Raw genomic sequence first — 22,970 nt, forward strand, 5'->3', positions numbered from 1 at the left:
AGGAGGAAATGTGACCGGTCGAAAAGACGCAAGAATTCGTCTTTTTAACCGATTTTGACGACCGAAGCTTCGAAAATCCATGCAAACTAATTCGGAATCGTCAAAGACATTGCTTTGTGCCAATGATACGGTCCGCCGTAGTCCACGAACCGGGCAACGATAATAAGGCAGTCGCAAGGCGCATTGAAAACACGCGCCAGACGATAGAAAAATGCCGTTGCAATCTGGGTTTGAGACCTTACGACTAGGGGAAATACGAGAGAGACGCGCCAGGGCAGGCGACGCCTCAGGGGAGCCTCGGGAATATGCAGTATTTCGTTCAGCAGCTTGTGAACGGGCTGACGCTCGGGTCCATTTATGGACTCATCGCGATCGGCTACACGATGGTCTACGGCATCATCGGTATGATCAACTTCGCCCATGGCGATATCTTCATGGTCGGGGCGTTTACCGCGTTGATCGTATTCCTGATCCTCGGCGCCATGTTCGCCTCGGTGCCGGTGGTCATTGCGCTGTTGATCATGATGATCGTCGCGATGCTGCTTACAAGCCTCTATAACTGGACGATCGAAAAGGTCGCCTATCGCCCGCTGCGTGGGTCGTTCCGCCTCGCTCCGCTGATTACGGCCATCGGCATGTCGATCGCGCTCTCCAACTTCGTGCAGGTCACGCAGGGTCCTCGCAACAAGCCGATCCCGCCGATGGTCAGCCAGGTCTATAACATTGGCGGTATCTCCGTTTCGCTGAAGCAGATCATCATCGTGGTGGTTACGGCGGTGCTGCTGGCGCTGTTCTGGTATCTGGTCAACAGGACGGCACTCGGCCGCGCACAGCGTGCATGCGAACAGGACCGCAAGATGGCAGCGCTGCTCGGCATCGATGTCGACCGCACCATCTCCATCACCTTCATCATGGGCGCTGCGCTGGCTGCCGTCGCCGGCACGCTGTTCCTGATGTATTACGGCGTCGTCTCCTTCTCCGATGGCTTCGTGCCGGGCGTAAAAGCCTTTACCGCGGCGGTTCTCGGCGGCATCGGCTCATTGCCGGGTGCCGTGCTGGGCGGCTTGCTCATCGGCTTCATCGAAAGCATGTGGTCGGCGTATTTCTCCATCGACTACAAGGACGTCGCCGCCTTCTCGATCCTGGCGATCGTGCTGATCTTCCTGCCATCCGGCATCCTCGGCCGGCCAGAAGTCGAAAAGGTCTGACCCCATGGCCGTTACCGTTTCCAACAACACGGGCGACGCGGTCGCCAACACGATGGCTCGCGCGTTCCGCGAAGCGATCTATGCCGGTCTTATCGCGCTTGGCCTCTTCGTATTGTTTATTGGCCTCAAAACCGATCAGAACATCCGCAACGAACTTGTGTTGATCCCGCGCTGGGGGACACTGGCAATCGTCGTGGCGATCACCGCCATTGGGCGGTTCCTCTATATCGCTTTCGTCATACCGGCGATCGAACGTGCCAAGGCGGAAAAAGCCAGTGCGCCAGTCGTGGTGGCTGAGCCGAGCTTCATCCGCCGCAATTTCAACCTCATAGGCATCGGCGTCTTGTTCATCTATCCGATCGTCGTTGTGATTGGACTGATACTCTATACGGGATCGGTTGCTGGCGGCTTCCAAGGCTCACTAAAGTGGGTCGACAACTTTGGCATTCAGATCCTGATTTATGTCATGTTGGCGTGGGGACTGAACATCGTCGTCGGGCTGGCTGGTTTGCTCGACCTGGGTTACGTCGCCTTCTACGCGGTAGGCGCTTATGCCTACGCGTTGCTTGCCACCCACTACGGCCTGTCTTTCTGGATATTGTTGCCATGTGCCGGCATCATGGCCGCGTTCTGGGGCGTGATGCTCGGGTTCCCGGTGCTGCGCCTGCGCGGTGACTATCTTGCTATCGTTACGCTTGCCTTCGGCGAGATCATCCGCCTCGTGTTGATCAACTGGCGAGAGGTGACCAACGGCGCCGCCGGCATTTCCGGAATTCCGAAGGTCTCGTTTTTCGGCCTGATGTCGTTCAACGTATCCGACCCTAATTACATCGCCAAGGTATTGGATATTGCCCAGTCGAGCGCTTACTATAAGATATTCCTGTACTATCTGGCGCTGGCGCTAGCGCTGTTGACTGCCTTCGTGACCATCAGGCTGCGCCGCATGCCAGTGGGGCGAGCCTGGGAGGCTTTGCGCGAAGACGAGATTGCTTGCCGCTCGCTTGGCATCAACACCACCACCACCAAGCTCACTGCCTTCGCTACCGGCGCCATGTTCGGCGGTTTTGCAGGCTCATTCTTTGCAGCAAGACAGGGCTTCGTTTCTCCGGAGTCTTTTGTCTTCATCGAATCAGCGATCATCCTGGCGATCGTGGTACTCGGCGGCATGGGGTCGCTTAGCGGCATTGCAGTCGCCGCGGTTGTGATGATTGGTGGCACCGAAATTCTGCGTGAGCTGGATTTCCTGAAGACGGGCGTTTCCTTCAACGGATGGACGATAATCCCCGGTTTCGGATCGGACTTCACGCCTGAGCTCTACCGTATGCTGCTGTTCGGTATGGCCATGGTCATCGTCATGTTGTGGAAGCCGCGCGGCTTCGTCGGCAGTCGAGAACCGACTGCGTTCCTGAAGGAACGAAAAGCGGTTTCAAGCTCCTTCACCAAGGAAGGACACGGCTGATGGACTCGAGTGCCCCCATGAACAAGACGCTTCTTCAGGTCGAGCATCTGTCGATGAAATTCGGTGGTCTCGTCGCCATCGGCGATCTGTCCTTCGAGGCGAGGCGCGGCGAGATCACCGCGCTGATCGGACCCAACGGCGCCGGCAAGACGACGGTGTTCAACTGCATCACCGGCTTCTACAAGCCGACCGAAGGCATGATCCGCTTTACCGGCCATGGTGGTTCGGAGTTCCAGCTGGAGCGTATGCCGGACTTCCAGATCACGGCCAAGGCCAAGGTTGCCCGCACTTTCCAGAACATCCGCCTGTTCTCGGGCATGACGGTGCTGGAAAACCTGCTCGTTGCCCAGCACAACAAGCTGATGAAGGCGTCGGGCTACACGATCGTCGGCTTGCTTGGCCTCGGCAGCTATCGTCGCGTGTCGGGTGAATCGGTCGAATTGGCTAAGCATTGGCTGGAAAAGGCGGATCTGATGGATCGCGCTGACGATCCTGCCGGTGATCTGCCTTATGGCGCACAACGCCGGCTCGAAATCGCGCGTGCCATGTGCACGGGGCCGGAACTGCTCTGCCTCGACGAGCCTGCCGCCGGCCTGAACCCGAAGGAATCGCTGGCGCTGAATGATCTCCTGCTGGACATCAAGAAGAGCACGGGCACGTCGATCCTGCTCATCGAGCACGACATGTCGGTGGTGATGCAGATCTCCGACCACATCGTCGTGCTGGAATACGGCCGCAAGATCTCCGACGGCGATCCGGCTTTCGTGCGCTCGGATCCCAAAGTCATCGCCGCCTATCTCGGTGTCGACGACGAAGAGGTTGAGACGGTGCTCACCGACGTCGGTGATGAGAATGTCATCGAGCAACTCGAAGCGCACCCCGATACGGCACATGGACCAAGCACGTCCGCGTCGATGATGGCCGGTCCGATCAGTGAAACCATCGACCATATCGAAGGCGAGCGGATCACCGTCTCCAAGGGGGCTTCGAAGGCTGCGCTGGTGGAAGCGCGAGCCAATGTCGCCTCGGAGAAGCCGGCAGCGCTGGTGGGTGCCAGGGCGCCCAGGAGCAGGGTTGTGAAAGCTGGTACCACTCCGGCAAAACCTGCGGCCAAACCGGCTGCAGCGAAGGCGGCAGCCGGCATTTCAAACCGTCTTCCCGCGCCGCGCGGCGGCAAGGCCGATAACCTGACCCGCATCAAGGGGGTTGGTTCCGTCAACGAAAAGAAGCTGAACGACCACGGCATCTATCATTTCGATCAGATCGCTGCCTGGAAGAAGGCCGATGTCGTTGCCGCGGAAGCCTATCTGGCTTTTGACGGGCGCATCGCCCGCGAGGACTGGATCGGCCAGGCGAAGTCGCTTGCCAAGGGCAAGGAAACGGAATTCTCGCGTCGGGTCGATGCGGGTGATGTACCAACAAGCCATGCGTCGGCAAAGTCCGCGGCGGCCAAGCGCGGGGGGCGTAAATAATGGCCGGTGCACCTTTGCTCGATATCAAGGGCGTCCATACCTATTACGGCAACATCCGGGCGCTGAATGGCGTCAATGTCAGCGTCAACGAGGGCGAGATCGTTGCCCTGATCGGCGCCAACGGCGCCGGCAAGTCGACGCTGATGATGACTGTCTTCGGCACACCGCGCGCCCGCAGCGGAACGATCACTTTCGGTGGCACCGACATCACGCAGATGCAGACGCATGAAATCGCCAGGCTGCGCATCGCGCAGTCGCCGGAAGGGCGCCGTATCTTCCCGCGCATGACGGTGATGGAAAACCTGCAGATGGGCGCCAGCCTCGACAACCTCAAATATTACAATGAGGACGTCGAAAAGGTCTTCACCCTGTTTCCGCGCCTCAAGGAACGTATCAGCCAGCGTGGCGGAACGCTTTCGGGTGGTGAACAGCAGATGTTGTCGATCGGGCGCGCGCTGATGGCGCGTCCGAAACTGCTCTTGCTGGACGAGCCGTCGCTCGGTCTGGCGCCGCTGATCGTCAAGCAGATCTTCGACGCCATTCGTGAGCTCAATCGCACGCAAGGGCTGACGGTGTTCCTGGTCGAGCAGAACGCCTTCGGTGCGTTGAAGCTCGCCACGCGCGGCTACGTCATGGTCAACGGCAATGTCACCATGAGCGGAACCGGCAAAGATCTGCTCGCCAATCCGGAAGTTCGCGCCGCCTATCTCGAAGGCGGCCATCACTGAGTTAGGGGTCTTCATCATGCAAGGCATCATCTATGAGGAAGCCTCTGTCTGGCAGTTCTTCTTCGTCACCTGCCTGTTGGGCGGGTGGGCAGCCTGGATGACGGGCCGGGCCTGCGCGCAAACCTGGCGGACGCGGCCGATGCTGTTCGTCTACATACTGGGCCTGGGCGTCGGCGTGCGCTTCATCCATCACGCCCTGTTCGAGGGCACGATGTTCACGCTGCAATTCTATGTCGTCGACACCATCGTGCTGATGGTGCTGGCATTCCTCGGCTACCAATACACCCGCACCAACCAAATGGTGACACAGTACAGCTGGCTATACGAGAAGGTTTCGCCACTCAGCTGGAAGGCGAAAGGCTGATGTTTTTGACTCATGCCGCTTCGACCAAGAATCGGCGTGACAAGGCCTTAAAATGAGGCAAAGTACGTTTTCTGCGATTGGGGTGGGCATCGCGTGAAAACTCTATCATCGCCCGCCCGGGAAATGGGAGCGTTTCAATGAGAAAATCACTTTTGTCCGCCGTGGCCCTGACCGCGCTGGTCGCGTTCAGCGGCAACGCGTGGGCTGACCTTCAGATCGCCGTTGGTGCCCCGATCACTGGCCCCAATGCTGCCTTCGGTGCGCAGCTGCAGAAGGGCGCCGAAATGGCCATCGCCGAGATCAACGCGGCCGGCGGCATCAATGGCGAACAGGTCAAGCTTTCGGTCGGTGACGACGTCTCCGATCCGAAGCAGGGTATTTCGGTTGCCAACAAGTTCGTCGCCGACGGTGTCAAGTTCGTGGTCGGCCACTTCAATTCGGGCGTGTCGATCCCGGCCTCGGAAGTCTATGCCGAGAACGGCATCGTCGAAGTGACGCCTGCTGCGACCAATCCGGTCTTCACCGAGCGCGGTCTGTGGAACGTGTTCCGCACCTGCGGCCGTGACGACCAGCAGGGCGGCATTGCCGGTGCCTACATCGCCAAGAACTTCAAGGATGCCAAGATCGCGGTCATCCACGACAAGACCCCTTATGGCCAGGGCCTCGCTGACGAAACCAAGAAGGCGATGAATGCCGCGGGCGTCAAGGAAGTCATGTACGAAGGCGTCAACGTCGGCGACAAGGACTTCTCCGCTCTGATCGCCAAGATGAAGGAAGCCGGCGTCACCCTGATCTACTGGGGCGGCCTGCACACCGAGGCTGGCCTGATCATCCGTCAGTCGACCGACCAGGGCCTGAAGGCACCTCTGATGTCGGGTGACGGCATCGTGTCGAACGAACTGGCCTCGATCGCCGGCGAAGCCGTGGCTGGTACGCTGAACACGTTCGGCGCCGATCCGCGCCTCAACCCGGCCAACAACGACCTGGTTGCGAAGTTCCGCGCCCAGGGCTTCGAGCCTGAAGCCTACACGCTGTATTCCTATGCAGCCGTGCAGGTTATCGCCCAGGCCGCTGCTGCCGCCAAGTCGAACGACACCAAGGAAGTCGCCAAGGCGCTGCACGAGAAGGGCCCGTTCAAGACCGTTCTCGGCGAACTCTCCTATGACGAGAAGGGCGACCCCAAGCTTCCGGGCTATGTCATGTACATCTGGAAGAAGGGCGACGACGGCAAGTACACCTACGTGCCGAAGGTCGACTGATTTTTCTTTCGGTCCTGATGAAATGCCCGGCGCCATGCGCCGGGCATTTTCTTTTGCCAGGCGCGTTTATTCAAAAAGCAGGCCGCTCCGGCTGCTGTCGCGGGTCGCGATTATTTTGCGTTCCTTGCCCGGATGACGTTGCGGAATTTTCCGCGACTTTCCCGTTTCCGAGCGCCCTGGCTGCCTGAAACGTATTCATTTCGGGAGGGTGCTTATTTTAGTTGCACTGCAGCATTTTCCCGCTAATCATGCGGCCGCCTTTCTTTCCTCGTCGGCTGGAGTACCCACTTGGCAATCACGAAGATCCTTGTCGCCAACCGTTCCGAGATCGCCATCCGCGTGTTTCGCGCGGCCAACGAGCTGGGACTCAAAACGGTGGCGATCTGGGCGGAAGAGGACAAATATTCGCTGCATCGCTTCAAGGCCGACGAAAGCTATCAGGTCGGTCGCGGACCCTGGCTTGCCAAGGATATGGGGCCGATCGAGAGCTATCTGTCGATCGATGAGGTGATCCGCGTCGCCAAACTCTCCGGCGCCGATGCCATCCATCCAGGCTACGGCCTGCTGTCGGAAAGCCCGGAATTCGCCGAAGCCTGCGTGGCCAACGGCATCACTTTCATTGGTCCGAAGCCGGAAACGATGCGTCGGCTCGGCAACAAGGTGGCGGCGCGCAATCTCGCTGTCGAAGTCGGTGTTCCGGTGGTGCCGGCGACCGATCCGCTGCCGGATGATGCGGAAGAGATCAAGAAGCTGGCCAGGGCGATCGGCTATCCAGTGATGCTGAAGGCCTCCTGGGGCGGTGGCGGCCGCGGCATGCGCGCGATCCGCAGCGAGGCCGATCTCATCCGTGAGGTGACTGAAGGCAAGCGCGAAGCCAAGGCGGCTTTCGGCAAGGATGAGGTCTATCTCGAAAAGCTGGTCGAGCGCGCCCGCCATGTCGAGGTGCAGATTCTCGGCGATACGCACGGCAACGCGGTGCATCTGTTCGAGCGCGACTGTTCGATCCAGCGCCGCAACCAGAAGGTCGTCGAGCGCGCGCCGGCACCTTACCTCAGCAATGAGCTGCGCCAGGAACTCTGCGGCTACGCGCTGAAGATCGCCAACGAGACCAGCTATATCGGCGCGGGCACGGTCGAGTTCCTGCAGGACGCCGACACCGGCAAATTCTACTTCATCGAGGTCAATCCCCGTATCCAGGTCGAGCATACCGTCACCGAGCAGGTGACCGGCATCGACATCGTCAAGGCGCAGATCCACATCCTCGATGGTTTCGCAATTGGTGCGCTGGAGTCCGGAGTGCCGGCGCAGAAGGATATCCGGCTGAACGGCCATGCCCTGCAGTGCCGCATCACGACCGAGGATCCGGAACAGAACTTCATTCCTGACTATGGTCGCATCACTGCCTATCGCGGCGCCACCGGCTTCGGCATCCGCCTCGACGGCGGGACGGCCTATTCGGGCGCGGTGATCACCCGCTACTACGATCCGCTTCTCGAGAAGGTCACGGCATGGGCGCCGACATCGGATGAAGCGATCTCGCGCATGAACCGCGCCCTGCGCGAGTTCCGCATTCGCGGTGTCGCGACCAACCTGACCTTCCTCGAAGCCATCATCAATCATCCAAGCTTCGCCGACAATTCCTACACGACGAAGTTCATCGACTCGACGCCGGAACTGTTCGCGCAGGTCAAGCGGCAGGATCGCGCCACCAAGCTGCTCAACTATCTGGCTGACGTGACCGTCAACGGCCATCCCGAAACGCGTGGCCGGCCGAAGCCCAATCCGGATGCGGCGGCACCGATCATCCCGTGGTTTACCGCGCCGATCCCCGAGGGCACCAGGCAGAAGCTCGATCAGCTCGGTCCTGAAGGCTTCGCCAAATGGATGCGCGGACAGGATCAGGTGCTGGTCACCGACACGACCATGCGCGATGGCCACCAGTCGCTGCTGGCGACCCGTGTGCGCACGCATGACATCGCCCGCATTGCCGGCACCTATGCGCGCGCGCTGCCGCAGCTTCTGTCTCTCGAATGCTGGGGTGGCGCCACCTTCGACGTCGCCATGCGTTTCCTGACCGAGGATCCGTGGGAGCGGCTGTCGCTGGTGCGCGAGCGGGCGCCGAACATCCTGCTGCAGATGCTGCTGCGCGGCGCCAACGGCGTCGGCTACACCAATTACCCGGACAATGTGGTGCAGCATTTCGTCAAGCAGGCGGCGGAAGGCGGCATTGACCTGTTCCGTGTCTTCGACTGCCTGAATTGGGTCGAGAACATGCGCGTCGCCATGGATGCGGTCGGCGCAGAGGGCAGGCTGATCGAAGCGGCGATGTGCTATACCGGCGACATCCTCGATGCGAACAGGGCCAAATACAGCCTGAACTACTATGTCGGGCTGGCCAAGGAACTGGAGGCGGCCGGTGCCCACATCATAGCCGTCAAGGACATGGCCGGCCTGCTGAAGCCGGCGGCGGCGCGCGTGCTGTTCAAGGCGCTGCGCGAGGCGACCGACCTGCCGATCCATTTCCACACGCACGACACGTCCGGCCTGTCGGCCGCGACCGTGCTGGCGGCGGTGGAGAGCGGCGTCGATGCCATCGACGCTGCCATGGATGCCTTCTCCGGCAACACCTCGCAGCCTTGCCTGGGTTCGATCGTCGAGGCGCTGAAGGGCACGGACCGTGACCCGGGCCTCGACCCGAAGTGGATCCGCAAGATCTCGTTCTACTGGGAAGCGGTGCGCAATCAGTATGCTGCCTTTGAGAGCGACCTCAAGGGACCGGCTTCCGAGGTCTATCTGCACGAGATGCCCGGCGGACAGTTCACCAATCTCAAGGAACAGGCGCGCTCGCTTGGGCTGGAGACGCGCTGGCATGAGGTGGCGCAGGCCTATCACGACGTCAACCTGATGTTCGGCGACATCGTCAAGGTGACGCCGTCTTCCAAGGTCGTCGGCGACATGGCGCTGATGATGGTCAGCCAGGACCTGACGGTGGCCGATGTTGAGAACCCGGCCAAGGACATCGCCTTCCCGGATTCGGTCGTTTCGATGCTGCGCGGTGATCTCGGTCAATCGCCGGGCGGTTGGCCGGAAGCTTTGCAGAAGAAGGCATTGAAGGGCGACAAGCCGATCACGGTCCGCCCCGGCTCGCTGCTCAAGCCGGCGGACCTGAAGAAGAACCGCAAGGAGATCGAGGAGAAGCTCGGTCGGAAGCTGCCCGAGAATGAATTCGCCTCGTGGCTGATGTATCCGAAGGTGTTCTCCGACTTCGCTTCCGCGCAGGAAACCTATGGTCCGGTCAGCGTGCTGCCGACGCCAACCTATTTCTACGGCATGAAGCCGGAAGACGAGGTTTTCGTCGACATCGAGAAGGGCAAGACGCTGGTCATCCGCTGCCTCGCCGTCGGTGATACCGACGAAAAGGGCATGGTCACCGTTTTCTTCGAACTCAATGGGCAGCCGCGCCGCGTCAAGGTGCCGGACCGGGCCCATGGCGCTTCGAACGGCAAGGCCAGGGCGAAGGCCGAGGCTGGCAACGACGCGCATCTCGGCGCACCGATGCCAGGCGTGGTTTCGGGCGTGTCGGTTGCCGCGGGCCAATCCGTCAAGGCCGGTGATGTCCTGCTCTCGATTGAGGCGATGAAGATGGAGACGGCTTTGCATGCCGAGCGCGACGGCGTCGTGGCCGAAGTGCTGGTCAAGGCCGGCGACCAGATCGATGCCAAAGACCTCCTGGTGGTGTTCGGTTGAGGCAACGGTTCGGCCACTGCTGACAATCAGGCCTTGACCTGTCAGGCCCGGTCGGGCATCGAACCGGCCGGAAAACCGGCTGCCGCTTGCCCGAGTCGTGGCCGCTGAAGACAAATGGAGACCATCATGGCCGACGAAATCACCGAGACCAGCCAGACTGTAGCCGCCGGTCAGTTGCGCGCGCTCATCGAGCGCATCGAGCGTCTCGAGGAAGAAAAGAAGACGATCGCCGATGACATCAAGGATGTCTATGCGGAAGCCAAAGGCACCGGCTTCGACACCAAGGCGATCCGCGCCATCGTGCGCCTGCGCAAGCAGGACCAGGCCGAGCGGCAGGAAGAAGAATCGATCCTCGATCTCTATAAGGCCGCGCTCGGCATGGTGTGATCCGCGTCGGCTTCAGCCGACGTCGTCAGGAAATCGTTCGTCCCGATATGCCCCGCAGGCGCAGCGCCTTGCGGGGTTTTCTTTTGTCGAAATCGGCCTCGGTCATTCCCGCCTCCTGCAACAACGTCGGGCTGGTGCTGATGACTGCAATATTGATTGATCGCTTCCAGCGAAAAGGGAGCGAGATGCCTCGTAACGTTGCTGCAATGCGGCAACCGCAAAAGCCGATCAGCAAAATGATTTCTCGGGGCTCGTCATGCGTGGGCGTCATGTTATCTGCGGCGAGACCGTCTCGCCGGCAGGCCTGAAGATATGTGGCGCCACCGCTGCGGCTCTGCTGGTTCAGGAGTGATGGTGCTGCGTCGCTCGATCGCCTTTCCCGTCGCTGTTCTGCTGATCGTCGGGATGGCGGTCGTGATGCTGCTCAGCTCGGTGCTCACCTTCGCGATTATTCTCAGCATCGGTGTGGAAGACCGTTTGCAGATCAACACCAGCGACCTTTCCCGGACCCTGAACGCCGCTGTCATCTACGACTCCGAGGGACGCCTGGCGCTCGACCAACGGAAGCTCGAAACGAGCATCATCACATTCGCCGAGGCGCAACCCACCTACTGGTACGTCATCGAGGACGGCCGCCAGGTGATCTCGCGAGGGCGACAACCCGCGATGGCCAAGCATGTGTTCGACCAGGCTCCACGCGAGATCGAATATTCCGAATTCCGGTACCGGCAGGACGGCCAGGAGATGCTCAGTATCAAATCAGTCAGCCGGGATGGCGGCCTGAAGATCGTTTCGGCCGGCGGGATCGTGCTTTCGAACTGGGAAACCGTGCTGGTAGCCCTCGCGCCGGCACGCTCGGCGAGCATAGCCGCGTTGTTGGGTCTCATTTTGGTGGCGACCACATCGATTGCGGTCGTCATCGTTCGGGGAACGATAGCAAGACCGGTGCAGCGCGTCGTCCGCTCCGCCGAACAGATCGACGGGCTGCCGAACGGTCGTCGGATTTCGGACGCCGACACGCCCCGCGAACTGAAGCCGATGGTCGCCGCCTTCAACACGGCGCTGACGCGGATCGACGCCGCTTTTGCGGCACAGCGCAATTTTCTCGCCAACGCCGCGCATGAACTGCGCACACCACTGACGAAAATGCGCTTGAAGCTGGAGCAGATACCGGACGGCGAGTTTCGTACCGGGTTGATCCGTGACGCCACGCGCCTCGGCTCCATAGTCACCACACTGTTGCAGCTCGCGCGTCTGTCCGGCCAGTCGCTGACCTTTGCGGCAACGGATCTTGGTGCCGTTTGCAAGGCGATCGTCTCGGATCTGGTGCCAATGGCGTTAAAGCAAGATATCGAAATCGAACTGAGGATGCCGGCGCGGTCGATTGTGATCGCCGGCTCGGAAGCCGCGCTGCGGGTCGCACTGGAAAATCTGGTGCTCAATGCGGTGCGGCATGCTACTGGCACGAAACTGATCATCGTGGAGGTGCTGCCGCCGGCCGAGGTTCGCGTGGTGGATTATGGTCACGGCATCCCCACCGAAGAACGCGGGGATGTCCTGCAGCCCTTCGTGCGCGGCAAGCACAATGGAGGCGAGGGGACCGGATTGGGTCTCGCCATTGTCGACCAGATCATGGGTGCTCATGGTGGGTCGGTGATGCTGGAAGAGACCGAAGGGGGAGGGCTGACCGTGCGCCTGGTGTTCCAAGCCGCCACGCCGTCGGATGTGATCCATGCCGACCAAGCGGGCTCGAGGCCGAGCCCTGAAAGCCCGGCGCGTTCATGGTGAGCGTTTCGCGCCAACCTACGTTCGGCTCAGCACGGCGACGACGGCGCCTCAATACCCTTGCGAGTGAGTTCCTCAGGAATTGTCACAATTGAGACGGAGCCGGTTTTCCAATTTCATTTTATAAAGGCCTGTTTTAAGCTTCTCTTTGGATGTAATGTTGCCGCAATATTTGTGCTTGCTTTGTCTCTCAGCATCATTGGCAAGGCGAGAAGCAACATGCTCCAAAACTGTACTTTGTGCAGCGGGATTTTTGCGCCCCCACTAAGGTCATCGTCGGTTCTCGGTCTTGCACTGCTGGCGACATCTGCAGTGAGTGGATGTGCCTCCACCCAGCCCGATAGTGGTATCTTTGATTTCGCTATCCCGTCGCCGCCAGCCCTGGCGTCCAGCGCCTCCGAAACCGGGACAAAGGGCAAGACTGAAGCACCGAGAAAGCAGCCCGCGGGAGCGGTGCTTGGTGCCCTGCAGTTCGGCCCGGGTTACAAGGTGCGGGGAGATGTATCGAGCAACGGCCGTTACAACATCTACACATTCGAGACAGGTTACGGCACCTACAACGTCATCGGCGATGCCCTTGCCCGCCGGCATATCCGCGAACTCGTCGCACTGGACGCGCTGAGAAAGCGCTCGAAGTCCAACGAATTCGCTCATGGCGTGGGCGACGCGGTCACCAGTCCGTTCCAGGCAGTCTATGCAACCGTAACAGATCCAGCCGGGGCGGCGGCCGCAACCTATTCAAACACCAGGCGCGCAATCCGGTCTGTCGGACAAGGTGTTTCGGATGCCGGCGAGTACATCGCCACATCCGGCAATCCCAAGAAGCGCCGGCCCGATCGTGAAGACGACAGCATGTTTGGAGGGTTCGTCGGCGTTCCGGAGGCCAAACGTCGCCTCGCCGCTGCGCTGGACGTTGATCCATACACACATTTCAAGCCGCTCGCGAAAGAACTGGATAAGGTCGCCTCATATTCCGCCGCCGGAAAGTTCGGTATCAACACTGCGGTCGGCTTTGTCTCGGGAGGCGCGGGTACGGTGATATCCGGCTTGCAGGCCGTCGATTCCATCACCGAACGAACGCTTAGCCTGAGCCCAGGCGAGGCCGCCACGGTGAACCGGGAGCGCCTTGAGAAACTCGGGCTACCAGGCCACGCCATCGAGAAGTTCCTGCTGAATGACAAGCTCACTCCAACGGAAAAGACACAGGCCGTTGGCTCCCTGAGTTCCCTGGCCGGAACGCAGGGACTTGCAGGCCTCGTGGATCTTGTCGCTGCCAGCGCAAGCAGGCACGATGCGTATGCGGCGTTGCAGTTGCTGGCATATGTGTCTGGACGGCCTTTTGGCGGGGGAAGGATCGTCAAGGTGGAGGTGATCGAACGTATCCCCGTTGTCATCTTGGCCGATGGCAGGCAGGTCGCAATCCTGACGTCGGACGATCTTGCCTGGACGCAAGAGAATGCCAGTCAGCTTTCCGGGCTCGGCGCCAAACTCGATGCCGATGGCAAACGACACGCCGCTAGGGAAATGCGAATTTCCGGCAAGATTTCTGCGTTGGCGCAGCGCGCATTGCAGCGCCAGGGATGGATTGTGCAAGGCAACACATTCAACAGCCCGCTTGAACCCTTCAAGATCGAGCCGGCGACGGCAAAGAGCAAGCTGCGGTTGACGAAAGCCTCTGCTTCCGTGCCCTGATCGGCACAGGCCGAGGAATATACCTCAGCGACTTCCGTCCTCCAGTTTCAACGATGCACCGGGCTCTGAGTACCTCGCCGCGATACCGCGATGGGAAAGCAGACTGCGGGCAGATCGGCCTTGTCATGTTTTGCAATTCTCAGTCGTCGAAGATCACTCGGAAATTTTTCGGATACCTCCCGGTTCTGATTCTCATCATGCTGTTGTTTGCAGGCCCCTTGGTGGTTCTGGCCACCAAGCGCACGACAACGGACCTGCCAATACCACTTCGGGAAAACGCGCCGGCTCTTGATTGAGGGGCGGCAGTATCCCTGTCGGGAAGCATGGCTTTGGGTGCGTCTCGCTGATCGGTATCCCCTGGTCATCAGCCGATCGAGCTCCAATCGCATACGAGCTTGTGCGTGCCGTTGAAGGCAAGGGTTCCGTCCGAATCCGCCACGGAAATGGTTACAGTGACACGCGGGCGAGACGGGAAGACGCCGATCACGCGCGCTTCCTTGCTATCAAAATCGATCGTGGAAGATCGGATCTGCAGCCGCTCGGAAAACGCCGTCATCGGAGCGCCGTCTGGTGAAATGAACACGCCCAAGATCAGGGGGCTGGAGATGCCGAGCTCGATGGCGATCGCATAGGGGTGTCCATCGCAGTTGAGGCTGACGGTGGCTGCCGCGGGATCGGCGGCACAGCACGAGACAACCCCTATCGCCAATACGAATCTCGACTTCGGAGAGTTCGCCTTGAAGGTTCTGCCCAGTTTGACGAACCCGCCTATCGACCGTCGGAAGTCTGTGATCCGGTCCATTTTTCGCTGACGGCCCCGTCGTGTTCTTTCGGGTCGTATTTCTTCACCTGAAGCCCAAGACGATCGACCGTGAGCCGCCCCATTGCGCGCAGGATGCTGTAGCTGGCAATGACCGCGTCGCGCTCGGAGGCTGCCAGATTGATCTGTGCGCTGACAACCACGTTCTGCGCGTTCAACACATCCAGCGTGGTCTGCTGGCCGACATCACGCTCCTCGATCACGCCGCTCAGCGCCAGTTGTGCGGCAGCGATTGAAGCACGGTTGGCATCAACATTCTCGCGCGCAGCCTGATAAGCAGTCCACGCTGCCACGACCGCGTTGCGGACCTCATCGCGCGTGACATCGACATTGATCCGGGACTGGCCGAGCTTCTCCTTCTCTTGACGAACCTGGGCCGACGTACGGCCGCCCGAATAGACAGGCACCGTCAGCGCCGCGCCGACACTGGTGGAGGTTGATGAGCCATCGCTGTCTTCGTCGCTGGGCGAGCTGGCCCGATATTTCCGGGAGATCCCTGCCTTGGCATTGAGCGACGGCAGCAGCGCACCTTCCGCCGCCTTGACGCCAAAGCCCGCAGCATCGACCCGATGCTGGTCGGCCAGGATGGCCGGGTTTTCGCTACTGGCGCTGGCGATGGCGTTTTCGATGCTCGACGGCAGTTGTTTTCCCAATGGTGCAGGGGCCTTCAACTTGCCCGGCTGGACACCGACGATCTGGCGGTAGATGGCGGCGCTGGCGAGCGCCTGCGCCTGCGCGGCGTTCAGCTTTGCCCGCGCCGTCGCCTGGCGCGCCTCAGCCTGGGCCACAGCGGTGCTGGTGCCTTCGCCGACCTCCAGTCGCGACCGTTCGGTGCGCACCTGCTCGGTCAGGAATTTCAGATTCTGTTCGGACAGCTTCGCGATCTGACGATCATGGATAACGTTCATATAGGCGCGTGCGGCCTCGAAGAGGGTGGTGTTCTGTTGGGCGTTCAATCCTTCCGTCGCAGCGCCTACTTGCGCCTGCGCCTGGGCAACATTGTTCTTTGTCTGGAAGCCGTCGAACAGGGGCTGGTCGATCTGCACGCTGAAACTGCCTGTCGTCACACGTCCTGAAACAGGTCCGCGTGTCGCCGAATAGTCGACCTTTGCCGAACCGGTGATGGTCGGGCGCCAGCCGGATTTGGCAATCGCCACCCCTTCGTCGGTCACGCGAACGCCAGCTCGCGCCGAATTCAGGGTTGAATTGTTCTGATAGGCCTTTGACAGCGCTCCGAAGATCGTCTCGGCGTGCGCTGCTGTGGGCACGGTCAACGTGGCCGAGGAAATTGCCACCGCAAGGATACTGCCTCGAAAGAATGACACGCCAAGTTCTCCGGTTGTCTTCGATCTGGATCACCCTGCACGGTCCGTCACACCTCCAGCGCTGAAGGTGCACATTCACCCGTGTCGAGGTCAGCCGTCTGAAAGCAGCGGAGCGTTAGAACGCGCACATTGCTTGGACATTGCGATGCCGCGGATTGTTGGCAATTCGGGTGAAATTCTAGCGCGCTGCCGTATCGAGCCAGATCGTCACCGGTCCATCGTTGACCAGCGCGACTTTCATATCGGCACCGAAGACACCGTTCTGAACGACAAGCCCGAGCGAACGGATGCGAGTTGAAAAATCCTCATAAAGAAGTCGCGCCTCTTCCGGTGGCGCTGCCGTGCTGAAGCCGGGGCGATTTCCTTTCGTTTCGGCCGCGAGCGTGAACTGGCTGACGACGAGGGCAGACCCGCCCGTATCGAGAAGCGATCGGTTCATCCGGTCCGCGTCGTCCTTGAAGATGCGCAGGTTGACGATCTTGCGCGCGAGCCAGTCACCTTCCTTGTCGGTGTCGTCCCGCATTGCGCAAACGAAGATGAGGAGACCGTTTTCAATCTGTCCCACGACACCGGCCTCGGTCGTAACGGACGCCGATGAGACGCGCTGGATGAGTGCTCGCATGCGGGACCTTTGCTGCAAAGGGTGAGATCTGAGCAGGAGACTACCTGTCTTTCCTGCCGCTTTCTCATTTTGCGACGTTGGTCCACAAGATGTGCAGCGACGAGGGCACGGCCGAATTGCGCGGATCCAGGCATCCACAGCGTCTTAAGACAGAGACTATCTGACGACCAGCTTTGAAGACATGCGCTGTTCGACCGCACCGGCGGTCCATGCGATCATCGCGGTTATGATGAAATAGACCGCGGCAGTCGTCAGCAGGATGGGAACCGGCAAGAAGCTCGCCGACGCGATGCGATTGCCGATGTTGGTGAGTTCGATCACGCCGATGGTGTAGGCCAGTGAGGAATCTTTCGCGAGCGCGACGAGATTGTTGACGAGCCCGGGCATCGCCAGTCGAAGCGCCTGTGGACCCTTGACCAGAAACAGCGTCTGGCTGGCGCGCAGCCCAAGTGCCAGGGCAGCTTCTGTCTGTCCCGCGGGGATGGCAGCAAGAGCACCCCGGATGACTTCGCCGTTGTAAGCCCCGACATTCAAGGTCAGAGCCAGCAAGGCGGAGGCAAAGGCGCTCAGCGTCAGCGAAGGGATGAGACTGGGAAGGCCGAGATAGACAAACAGAATCTGGACGAGCAGCGGTGTGCCTCGCAGGACAGCCACGAGAATGCTGGCCGGGAGCCGCAACCATCGGCTGTTCGACCCTCCAGCCAATGCCAGGGCCACTCCGATCAACAGGCCACCTGCACCGGACATTATCGTCAGCAGAACGGTCGTACGCACTCCCTGCTCGAACTGCCCGGCATTGTTGCCGATCGGGTCCGGAAGCAGCGAGAGCGGAAGTGCGGAAAACAGCAGAAGCACCAAAAGAGACAGGGAAGCGGCGACGGCCAGCCGATCGGGCCTTTTCTCGAAGATACGCCGGTCCACACGGGTCAAAGCTGCGCTCGCCATCGTGCCTAACCTACTTGCACGAGATGTCGGCGTCGAACCAATGCCTGGAGATCTGCCCGTAGGTTCCGTTCCTGACGATCTGGGCAAGCGCATCGGAGATCGCCGTGGAAAGATCGAGTTCACCTTTCTTGACGGCGGAGGCCACCTGATCTTCGATCAGCACGGGACTGATCGCCAGCCCTGCATCGGGATTGGCTTTGATCGCCTGAAGCGCAACAAGGGAATCGGTCAGCCAGATATCGGCGCGCCCCGTCACCACCGCCATGCGTGCGTTCGTGTCCTGCGGGAAATTGGTGACACTCGAGAAGAAGCCGAGCTGGTTCGCGCGTTCCACATAAACGCTTCCGGTGAGCGTAGCGGCGACTTTGCCCTTCATCCCGGCTTCGGTTACCGCTTCCGGTTTTCCGACGGCGACCATCCCGGAACAATAATGAGGCGCCACCCAGGTGGCGGCCTGCAAGCGTTCGGGAGTGGAGGTCATCGATGCCACCACCCAGTCCCAGCGATCCTGCTGCAGGCCGACGAGCAGCGCGTCAAAGCCGACATTCACCCATTCGGCCTTGAGTCCCATCTGCGCGGCAATGGCATTTGCAACGTCGACTTCGAATCCGGTCAGCTTGTCGCCCTCGAAGAAGGCAAACGGTGCGAAATAGGCTTCGGTCGCGATGACGATTTTTCCCGTTTCGCGAACCTCGTTCAGGCTGCGTGCGGTCGATGGCGATGCCAGGCAGATCGAAAGAAGGGAAGCGAACAGGGCTTTCCAGCGGATCATGAGGCGCTCCTTGATGGCTAATTGTTTCTGGAGTGCAGCGCGGCGACGATTGCATTGACCATGAGGCGGCCCGCCGTGATGCTTGTGATCTGATTGGGGAGGTCAACGCTGGGAGCGACCTCGACCACATCCATTCCAACAAGGTGCTGCCTGGCCAGCGCCGCTATGATCGGCTGGACCTGATCGACGCGCAGGCCGCCTGGAACCGGGCCGAGAACGGCAGGCATGACGGAAGGATCCAGGCCGTCGGCGTCGATGGTCAGGTAAAAAGGCCCTTTGCCTTCAAGATGTTGCATCACCGGCGAAAGGCCTTCCTCATGGACTTCCCGCGCGGTCACGATCTTTGCCCCCCATTCCAAAGCGGCCTTGACCTCGGCTGCACGGGCGCTCCCGGTTCCGCGGATGCCGATCTGGGTGATGCCGCTGATCCAGGGGAGCTCCGACGCGCGCCGGATCGGGCTGGAATATCCACGGCGCGAACCGCGAACTTCGTCGCGCCAATCGATATGGGCATCGATCTGAACGAGGTGAACAGGACGGCCGATGGCCTCCAGGGCATGGACCACCGGAACGGTCGCGCCGTGGTCGCCTCCCAGGATCGCGCTGAACTTCGACGACGCAAACTGGCGTTTCACGATCGCGACAGCGGCTGAAAAGTAGTCATCGAACGATTGGTCGCCCAGGTTGAGGTTTCCGCAATCTCGGCCGCCCTCCGGGAGAAATGTTCTGAGTGGGCCGCCGATGTCGAAATCCCAATGGAGAGGCCCATCCGAAAACTGTCCGGACTGGCCGCGAATGGCTTCCGGCGCCAGTGCCTGGTTGTTGGGCCTCGGTTCACCTGAATAGTGCTCGCTGTATGGAATGCCGAGCACCGAAGCTTGCACCTTGTCCCATTGCTCCCAGTCCGTATTCACGGTCCAATCCAGGAATGGTCGTAGTGGCGCAGACAGCTTCATGTATTCCTCGCAACGCTGCATCGGACGTTGCGTAGATCGTTGCGCCTGCAAGCGCCAACGACTAATCTTAAGTACCCCTTAGGAGAACTTAAGTGGACTTGCGCGACCTGGCGACACTGGTGGCCATTGCGGAAAACGGCAGTCTGGAAGCTGCCGCGCGGACGCTTCACGTGACTGCGAGTGCCGTTTCCCAACGTCTGGCAAAACTGGAAGACTCCTTTGGGGATCTCCTGGTCATACGGGAGCAGCCGACACGGCTGACGATGTCCGGCGAAGCGCTCCTGCGCACGGCAAGGCAAATCGACCTGCTGCTCGACGAAGCACGGCAGCAGGTAGGGCAACTGACGGAAACGGGCACGATCACCGTCGCGGTTCATCACGACTCGCTTGCCGCCTGGTTTGTCCCGGCGATGATCAAGTTTCAGGCCGAGACCGGTCGCATGCTTGAGATCCTGGCGGTGGATCACACGCGGACCCGCGCGCTGCTGCGGGCAGGAAGCGTTGCGGCCGCGATTTCGAGTGACCCCGACGCTTTGCCCGGATGTGATGTCGATGCCATCGGCGCGCTGCGCTACTGGGCAGTGTCTTCTCCGGACAAGGTCAATTCGGCACAGGAAGGAACGCTGCCCGTCATTTTCTTCGAGAAAGAGGACACCCCCACGTCAGCCGCTCTTGCCAGGAAAACGAACAGCCCGCTTTCGGCGGTGCGCTGCTATATACCCAGCGTTGCCGACATCGAGACAGCCGTCATGCATGGTGCCGGCTGGGCTGTGCTTCCGGAATCGTTGATTGCAGACAAGCTGGCGAAAGGCGATCTGGTGGCCCTGGACGACGAACCCGCCCTGGAGATCGATCTGTTCCTGCACAGTTGGCGCAGCGAAAGTCGCACCATTAAGTCCTTGCGAAATGCCATCCAACAGGCATTTTCGGCAGCGGCGAAACGATGAATTCCACAACAGTCGACCCCGTCGCCAGACAAGGATTGTGAATGAGTTCCGGACTGCTCGCCTTACTCGACGATGTGGCTGCGATTGCCAAGGTCGCGGCCGCCTCCATCGACGATGTCGCCGCGCAGGCCACGAAAGCCGGCGCAAAAGCCGCGGGCGTGGTCATCGATGATGCGGCCGTAACGCCTCGCTACGTCGTCGGTTTCACGGCGCAACGCGAGCTGCCGATCATCGCGAAGATCACGATCGGCTCACTGAGGAACAAGCTCATCTTCCTGCTTCCAGCTGCCTTGCTGCTCGGATGGCTGGCACCCTGGGCGATCACGCCGCTGCTGATGGTCGGCGGTATCTATCTATGCTTCGAAGGCGCGGAGAAGGTGCTGGAAATCTTCTTCCCGCACGCCGAGACGGAAAATGGCGTGGCCACGGCTACTCCGGTCGAACCTGCCAAATTGGAAAACGAAAAAGTCCAAGGTGCGATCAGGACAGACTTCATCCTGTCGGCGGAGATCATGGCCATTACGTTGGCCGCAATCCCTTCCACGAGTGTGCTGACGCAGGCAGCCATCCTTGCGGTGGTCGGCATCGGCATCACGCTCGGGGTTTATGGCGTCGTCGCCATTATCGTGAAAGCCGATGATTTCGGATTGGCCCTGGCAAGGACCCAGGGACGCTTTCTCGGGTTGGGTGGTGCATTGCGCGCCTTCGGGAGAGGGGTCGTGACGGGGATGCCTTATTTCCTGAAAGTGCTCGCCGCGGTTGGGACGGCCGCCATGATCTGGGTTGGCGGCGGCATTCTCGTGCATGGTCTCGAGACCTTCGGCTATGGCGCGCCCGCGCATCTTATCGAAGCCGCGGCGGAAAAGGCGGCGCACTCCATTCCCGTGGCGGGTGAACTGCTCGCTTTCCTGGTTTCGGCGGCTGCGGCAGGGCTGATTGGCCTGGTTGTCGGCCTGCTGACGATCCCGCTCGTGCAGAAGGTTCTTGGCAACTCGCACGCGGCGTGACGAGCGAAACTAAGCTCTTGCAGAGACCGAGGATGGGCCGAGGCCTTCGCCAAGCCATAGATGGTTTCATATCTTTGCATATGCATGCAAATAATTTGAATCTCATCCGGCTTGATACATGCATGCACATACAAATATATGAAGCCACACGAGAGCGATTGGACAGCGCCTCGTCGAGACGGTGACGCAGGTGATCCGGCCAGGCCGACCTGTCTTGGAGAAGGCCGTCATAGGCCTCGGTCATGAAAGGGATACCACAATGAACTGGTTCTATCTTGGGATTGCCGTGATCTTCGAGATCGCGGTCGCGATCAGCGCGGGCAACGCAAAGGGCTTCACCAGGTTCTGGTGGACGGTCGCCACGCTCGTCAGCGGTGCGATCGGCACCTTCTTCCTCAGTCTTGCCCTGCTCACCTTCGACGTCGGTGTCGGCTACGCGATCTGGACCTCGGTGTCCGGCGTCGGGATCGTCATCCTGGGCGCGATCTTCTTCGGGCAGCAGCTGAACTGGAACAAGGCGTTCGGCATCGCTCTCGTCATCGGCGGGGTCATCGGCCTGCGTCTCAGCGGAGCGGCCTGAAGCCGCCTCGTTGCTTACAGATCGGAAAGGAAACAGAGATGACACGCTCAAATGAAATGCATCAGGGCGCCGGCCGCGCCTGGGTCATGCTGCTGCTCGCCGGCGTTTTCGAAATCGGCTACGCCCTCAGCGTTGGCGGCAGCCAGGCGTTCACGGTCCCAGGCTGGTCGATCGCCGCGCTGATATTCTTCCTGCTCACGCTTTACTTCCTGAGCGCTGCCTTGCGGACCATCGATGTCGGGATCGGTTATGCGGCATGGGCTGGCATCGGCTCTGTCGGCGCCGCTGCTTTCGGCAGCGTCCTGCTCCATCAGCCGCTCACCCTGGTTCAGGCGTTGTGGCTCGGCGTCATCATTGTCGGCGTCGTCTGGTTGAAGCTGGCTGACAGCGCCAAGCTTCGGGGACAGGCCTGATGGCCGACGTCTGCTATGCGTCACTGCTGGAGGAAGCCGTCGCAGCCGCCGTGGATCACGTCCACAATGGCGGCATCCCCTTCAGCGCTTTCGTCGTCGATCGGGACGGCGTCATTCTCGGGCGCGGCATCAACCGCGTCCGGGAGCACAACGACCCGACCGCCCATGCCGAAGTCGAGGCGATCCGCGATGCCTGCCGCGCGCACCAGAGGAGCCGGTTGACCGGCACGACGCTTCTGGCCTCGGGAGAGCCCTGCGCGATGTGCTACATGAGCGCATTGTATGCGGGGGTCTCGGAAGTGCTCTACGCCGTCGATCGCGACGAGGTTGCCGCCTATGGTTTCGACTATCGCGGCACGTATGATCTGTTTGCCCATGACCCGCGAAGCTGGCGGCAGCCTGCTGTCGGGAAGCTTGCCGTATCCGGGCGCTTGCAACCGTTCATGGCATTCCTCTCGCATGCGTCCTAGATGCTGTCACCC

General features: G+C 60.6%; 22 protein-coding genes. 15 read left to right on the forward strand and 7 right to left on the reverse strand.

Annotation, left to right across the window (positions count from 1 at the left end; all coding sequences use genetic code 11):
- Positions 1-305 precede the first annotated feature (305 nt).
- From AC3WTO_RS12920 to AC3WTO_RS12955, 8 genes are all read left to right on the forward strand, one after another.
- A complete protein-coding gene (locus AC3WTO_RS12920; RefSeq protein ID WP_492461133.1) occupies positions 306-1,208 on the forward strand; it encodes a branched-chain amino acid ABC transporter permease in 903 nt (300 codons plus the stop codon).
- A 4-nt stretch (positions 1,209-1,212) separates the two neighbouring features.
- A complete protein-coding gene (livM, locus tag AC3WTO_RS12925; RefSeq protein ID WP_492461134.1) occupies positions 1,213-2,667 on the forward strand; it encodes a high-affinity branched-chain amino acid ABC transporter permease LivM in 1,455 nt (484 codons plus the stop codon).
- Positions 2,667-4,139 carry an ATP-binding cassette domain-containing protein gene (locus AC3WTO_RS12930; protein WP_492461135.1) on the forward strand — a complete coding sequence of 491 codons (1,473 nt, stop codon included), beginning with the start codon at positions 2,667-2,669 and terminating at the stop codon, positions 4,137-4,139. Before livM ends, AC3WTO_RS12930 begins: the two co-directional genes overlap by 1 nt.
- Complete coding sequence (locus AC3WTO_RS12935; protein ID WP_492461136.1) at positions 4,139-4,867, forward strand: ABC transporter ATP-binding protein; 729 nt, start codon at positions 4,139-4,141, stop codon at positions 4,865-4,867. The genes AC3WTO_RS12930 and AC3WTO_RS12935 overlap by 1 nt, the downstream gene beginning before the upstream one ends.
- A 16-nt stretch (positions 4,868-4,883) precedes the next feature.
- Complete coding sequence (locus AC3WTO_RS12940) at positions 4,884-5,231, forward strand: DUF6867 family protein (protein WP_492461137.1); 348 nt, start codon at positions 4,884-4,886, stop codon at positions 5,229-5,231.
- Between the two features lie 137 nt (positions 5,232-5,368).
- Positions 5,369-6,490, forward strand: a complete 1,122-nt coding sequence (locus AC3WTO_RS12945) for a branched-chain amino acid ABC transporter substrate-binding protein (RefSeq protein WP_492461138.1) — start codon at positions 5,369-5,371, stop codon at positions 6,488-6,490.
- A gap of 288 nt (positions 6,491-6,778) precedes the next feature.
- Positions 6,779-10,237 carry a pyruvate carboxylase gene (gene pyc / locus AC3WTO_RS12950; RefSeq protein WP_492461139.1) on the forward strand — a complete coding sequence of 1,153 codons (3,459 nt, stop codon included), beginning with the start codon at positions 6,779-6,781 and terminating at the stop codon, positions 10,235-10,237.
- Between the two features lie 126 nt (positions 10,238-10,363).
- A complete protein-coding gene (locus AC3WTO_RS12955; RefSeq protein ID WP_129412659.1) occupies positions 10,364-10,624 on the forward strand; it encodes a DUF2312 domain-containing protein in 261 nt (86 codons plus the stop codon).
- 25 nt (positions 10,625-10,649) lie between these two features.
- On the opposite strand, the gene AC3WTO_RS12960 is transcribed toward AC3WTO_RS12955, so the two are convergent.
- Positions 10,650-10,895, reverse strand: coding sequence for a hypothetical protein (locus tag AC3WTO_RS12960; protein WP_492461140.1), 246 nt, complete (start codon positions 10,893-10,895; stop codon positions 10,650-10,652).
- 80 nt (positions 10,896-10,975) lie between these two features.
- Between AC3WTO_RS12960 and AC3WTO_RS12965 the strand changes: the two genes are divergently transcribed.
- Together AC3WTO_RS12965 and AC3WTO_RS12970 are read left to right on the forward strand one after the other, a co-directional pair.
- Positions 10,976-12,412 (forward strand): sensor histidine kinase, encoded by a 1,437-nt coding sequence (locus AC3WTO_RS12965; protein WP_492461141.1) that lies wholly within the window; start codon positions 10,976-10,978, stop codon positions 12,410-12,412.
- Positions 12,413-12,592: 180 nt separating this feature from the next.
- Positions 12,593-14,101 carry a hypothetical protein gene (locus AC3WTO_RS12970; RefSeq protein WP_492558415.1) on the forward strand — a complete coding sequence of 503 codons (1,509 nt, stop codon included), beginning with the start codon at positions 12,593-12,595 and terminating at the stop codon, positions 14,099-14,101.
- A 364-nt stretch (positions 14,102-14,465) separates the two neighbouring features.
- Here the strand turns inward: AC3WTO_RS12970 and AC3WTO_RS12975 are convergent, their stop codons facing one another.
- The 6 genes from AC3WTO_RS12975 to AC3WTO_RS13000 form a co-directional block, all read right to left on the reverse strand.
- Positions 14,466-14,810 carry a hypothetical protein gene (locus tag AC3WTO_RS12975; RefSeq protein ID WP_492461143.1) on the reverse strand — a complete coding sequence of 115 codons (345 nt, stop codon included), beginning with the start codon at positions 14,808-14,810 and terminating at the stop codon, positions 14,466-14,468.
- Between the two features lie 59 nt (positions 14,811-14,869).
- Positions 14,870-16,246, reverse strand: coding sequence for a TolC family outer membrane protein (locus AC3WTO_RS12980; RefSeq protein WP_492461144.1), 1,377 nt, complete (start codon positions 16,244-16,246; stop codon positions 14,870-14,872).
- A gap of 178 nt (positions 16,247-16,424) precedes the next feature.
- A complete protein-coding gene (gene dtd, locus AC3WTO_RS12985) occupies positions 16,425-16,868 on the reverse strand; it encodes a D-aminoacyl-tRNA deacylase (RefSeq protein ID WP_492461145.1) in 444 nt (147 codons plus the stop codon).
- A 156-nt stretch (positions 16,869-17,024) separates the two neighbouring features.
- Positions 17,025-17,813, reverse strand: a complete 789-nt coding sequence (locus tag AC3WTO_RS12990; RefSeq protein WP_492461146.1) for an amino acid ABC transporter permease — start codon at positions 17,811-17,813, stop codon at positions 17,025-17,027.
- Positions 17,814-17,823: 10 nt separating this feature from the next.
- Positions 17,824-18,585: an ABC transporter substrate-binding protein gene (locus tag AC3WTO_RS12995; RefSeq protein ID WP_492461147.1), complete on the reverse strand. Its 762-nt coding sequence runs from the start codon at positions 18,583-18,585 to the stop codon at positions 17,824-17,826.
- A 17-nt stretch (positions 18,586-18,602) separates the two neighbouring features.
- The gene (locus AC3WTO_RS13000; RefSeq protein WP_492461148.1) at positions 18,603-19,499 is read right to left on the reverse strand and encodes an arginase family protein; all 897 of its coding nucleotides are present in this window, start codon (positions 19,497-19,499) and stop codon (positions 18,603-18,605) included.
- A 140-nt stretch (positions 19,500-19,639) separates the two neighbouring features.
- On the opposite strand from AC3WTO_RS13000, the gene AC3WTO_RS13005 reads away from it, so the two are divergent.
- The 5 genes from AC3WTO_RS13005 to AC3WTO_RS13025 all read left to right on the forward strand — a co-directional run bounded on the left by AC3WTO_RS13005 (position 19,640) and on the right by AC3WTO_RS13025 (position 22,958).
- Positions 19,640-20,488, forward strand: a complete 849-nt coding sequence (locus tag AC3WTO_RS13005) for an ArgP/LysG family DNA-binding transcriptional regulator (protein ID WP_492461149.1) — start codon at positions 19,640-19,642, stop codon at positions 20,486-20,488.
- A 41-nt stretch (positions 20,489-20,529) separates the two neighbouring features.
- The gene (locus tag AC3WTO_RS13010) at positions 20,530-21,495 is read left to right on the forward strand and encodes a DUF808 domain-containing protein (RefSeq protein ID WP_492461150.1); all 966 of its coding nucleotides are present in this window, start codon (positions 20,530-20,532) and stop codon (positions 21,493-21,495) included.
- A gap of 259 nt (positions 21,496-21,754) precedes the next feature.
- Positions 21,755-22,075, forward strand: coding sequence for a DMT family transporter (locus AC3WTO_RS13015; protein ID WP_492461151.1), 321 nt, complete (start codon positions 21,755-21,757; stop codon positions 22,073-22,075).
- 38 nt (positions 22,076-22,113) lie between these two features.
- Positions 22,114-22,488 carry a DMT family transporter gene (locus AC3WTO_RS13020; protein ID WP_492461152.1) on the forward strand — a complete coding sequence of 125 codons (375 nt, stop codon included), beginning with the start codon at positions 22,114-22,116 and terminating at the stop codon, positions 22,486-22,488.
- A complete protein-coding gene (locus AC3WTO_RS13025; protein WP_492461153.1) occupies positions 22,488-22,958 on the forward strand; it encodes a nucleoside deaminase in 471 nt (156 codons plus the stop codon). The genes AC3WTO_RS13020 and AC3WTO_RS13025 overlap by 1 nt, the downstream gene beginning before the upstream one ends.
- Positions 22,959-22,970 lie beyond the last annotated feature (12 nt).

The organism is Mesorhizobium sp. EU05-FHT14A09, assembly GCF_058790995.1.

What these genes read in the sequence shown, in the direction of transcription:
- AC3WTO_RS12920 (WP_492461133.1), top strand. Translation starts at nt 306, where the DNA reads ATGCAGTATTTCGTTCAGCAGCTTGTGAACGGGCTGACGCTCGGGTCC.
- livM (WP_492461134.1), top strand. Translation starts at nt 1,213, where the DNA reads ATGGCCGTTACCGTTTCCAACAACACGGGCGACGCGGTCGCCAACACG.
- AC3WTO_RS12930 (WP_492461135.1), top strand. Translation starts at nt 2,667, where the DNA reads ATGGACTCGAGTGCCCCCATGAACAAGACGCTTCTTCAGGTCGAGCAT.
- AC3WTO_RS12935 (WP_492461136.1), top strand. Translation starts at nt 4,139, where the DNA reads ATGGCCGGTGCACCTTTGCTCGATATCAAGGGCGTCCATACCTATTAC.
- AC3WTO_RS12940 (WP_492461137.1), top strand. Translation starts at nt 4,884, where the DNA reads ATGCAAGGCATCATCTATGAGGAAGCCTCTGTCTGGCAGTTCTTCTTC.
- AC3WTO_RS12945 (WP_492461138.1), top strand. Translation starts at nt 5,369, where the DNA reads ATGAGAAAATCACTTTTGTCCGCCGTGGCCCTGACCGCGCTGGTCGCG.
- AC3WTO_RS12955 (WP_129412659.1), top strand. Translation starts at nt 10,364, where the DNA reads ATGGCCGACGAAATCACCGAGACCAGCCAGACTGTAGCCGCCGGTCAG.
- AC3WTO_RS12960 (WP_492461140.1), bottom strand. Translation starts at nt 10,895, where the DNA reads ATGACGCCCACGCATGACGAGCCCCGAGAAATCATTTTGCTGATCGGC.
- AC3WTO_RS12965 (WP_492461141.1), top strand. Translation starts at nt 10,976, where the DNA reads ATGGTGCTGCGTCGCTCGATCGCCTTTCCCGTCGCTGTTCTGCTGATC.
- dtd (WP_492461145.1), bottom strand. Translation starts at nt 16,868, where the DNA reads ATGCGAGCACTCATCCAGCGCGTCTCATCGGCGTCCGTTACGACCGAG.
- AC3WTO_RS12990 (WP_492461146.1), bottom strand. Translation starts at nt 17,813, where the DNA reads ATGGCGAGCGCAGCTTTGACCCGTGTGGACCGGCGTATCTTCGAGAAA.
- AC3WTO_RS12995 (WP_492461147.1), bottom strand. Translation starts at nt 18,585, where the DNA reads ATGATCCGCTGGAAAGCCCTGTTCGCTTCCCTTCTTTCGATCTGCCTG.
- AC3WTO_RS13010 (WP_492461150.1), top strand. Translation starts at nt 20,530, where the DNA reads ATGAGTTCCGGACTGCTCGCCTTACTCGACGATGTGGCTGCGATTGCC.
- AC3WTO_RS13015 (WP_492461151.1), top strand. Translation starts at nt 21,755, where the DNA reads ATGAACTGGTTCTATCTTGGGATTGCCGTGATCTTCGAGATCGCGGTC.
- AC3WTO_RS13020 (WP_492461152.1), top strand. Translation starts at nt 22,114, where the DNA reads ATGACACGCTCAAATGAAATGCATCAGGGCGCCGGCCGCGCCTGGGTC.
- AC3WTO_RS13025 (WP_492461153.1), top strand. Translation starts at nt 22,488, where the DNA reads ATGGCCGACGTCTGCTATGCGTCACTGCTGGAGGAAGCCGTCGCAGCC.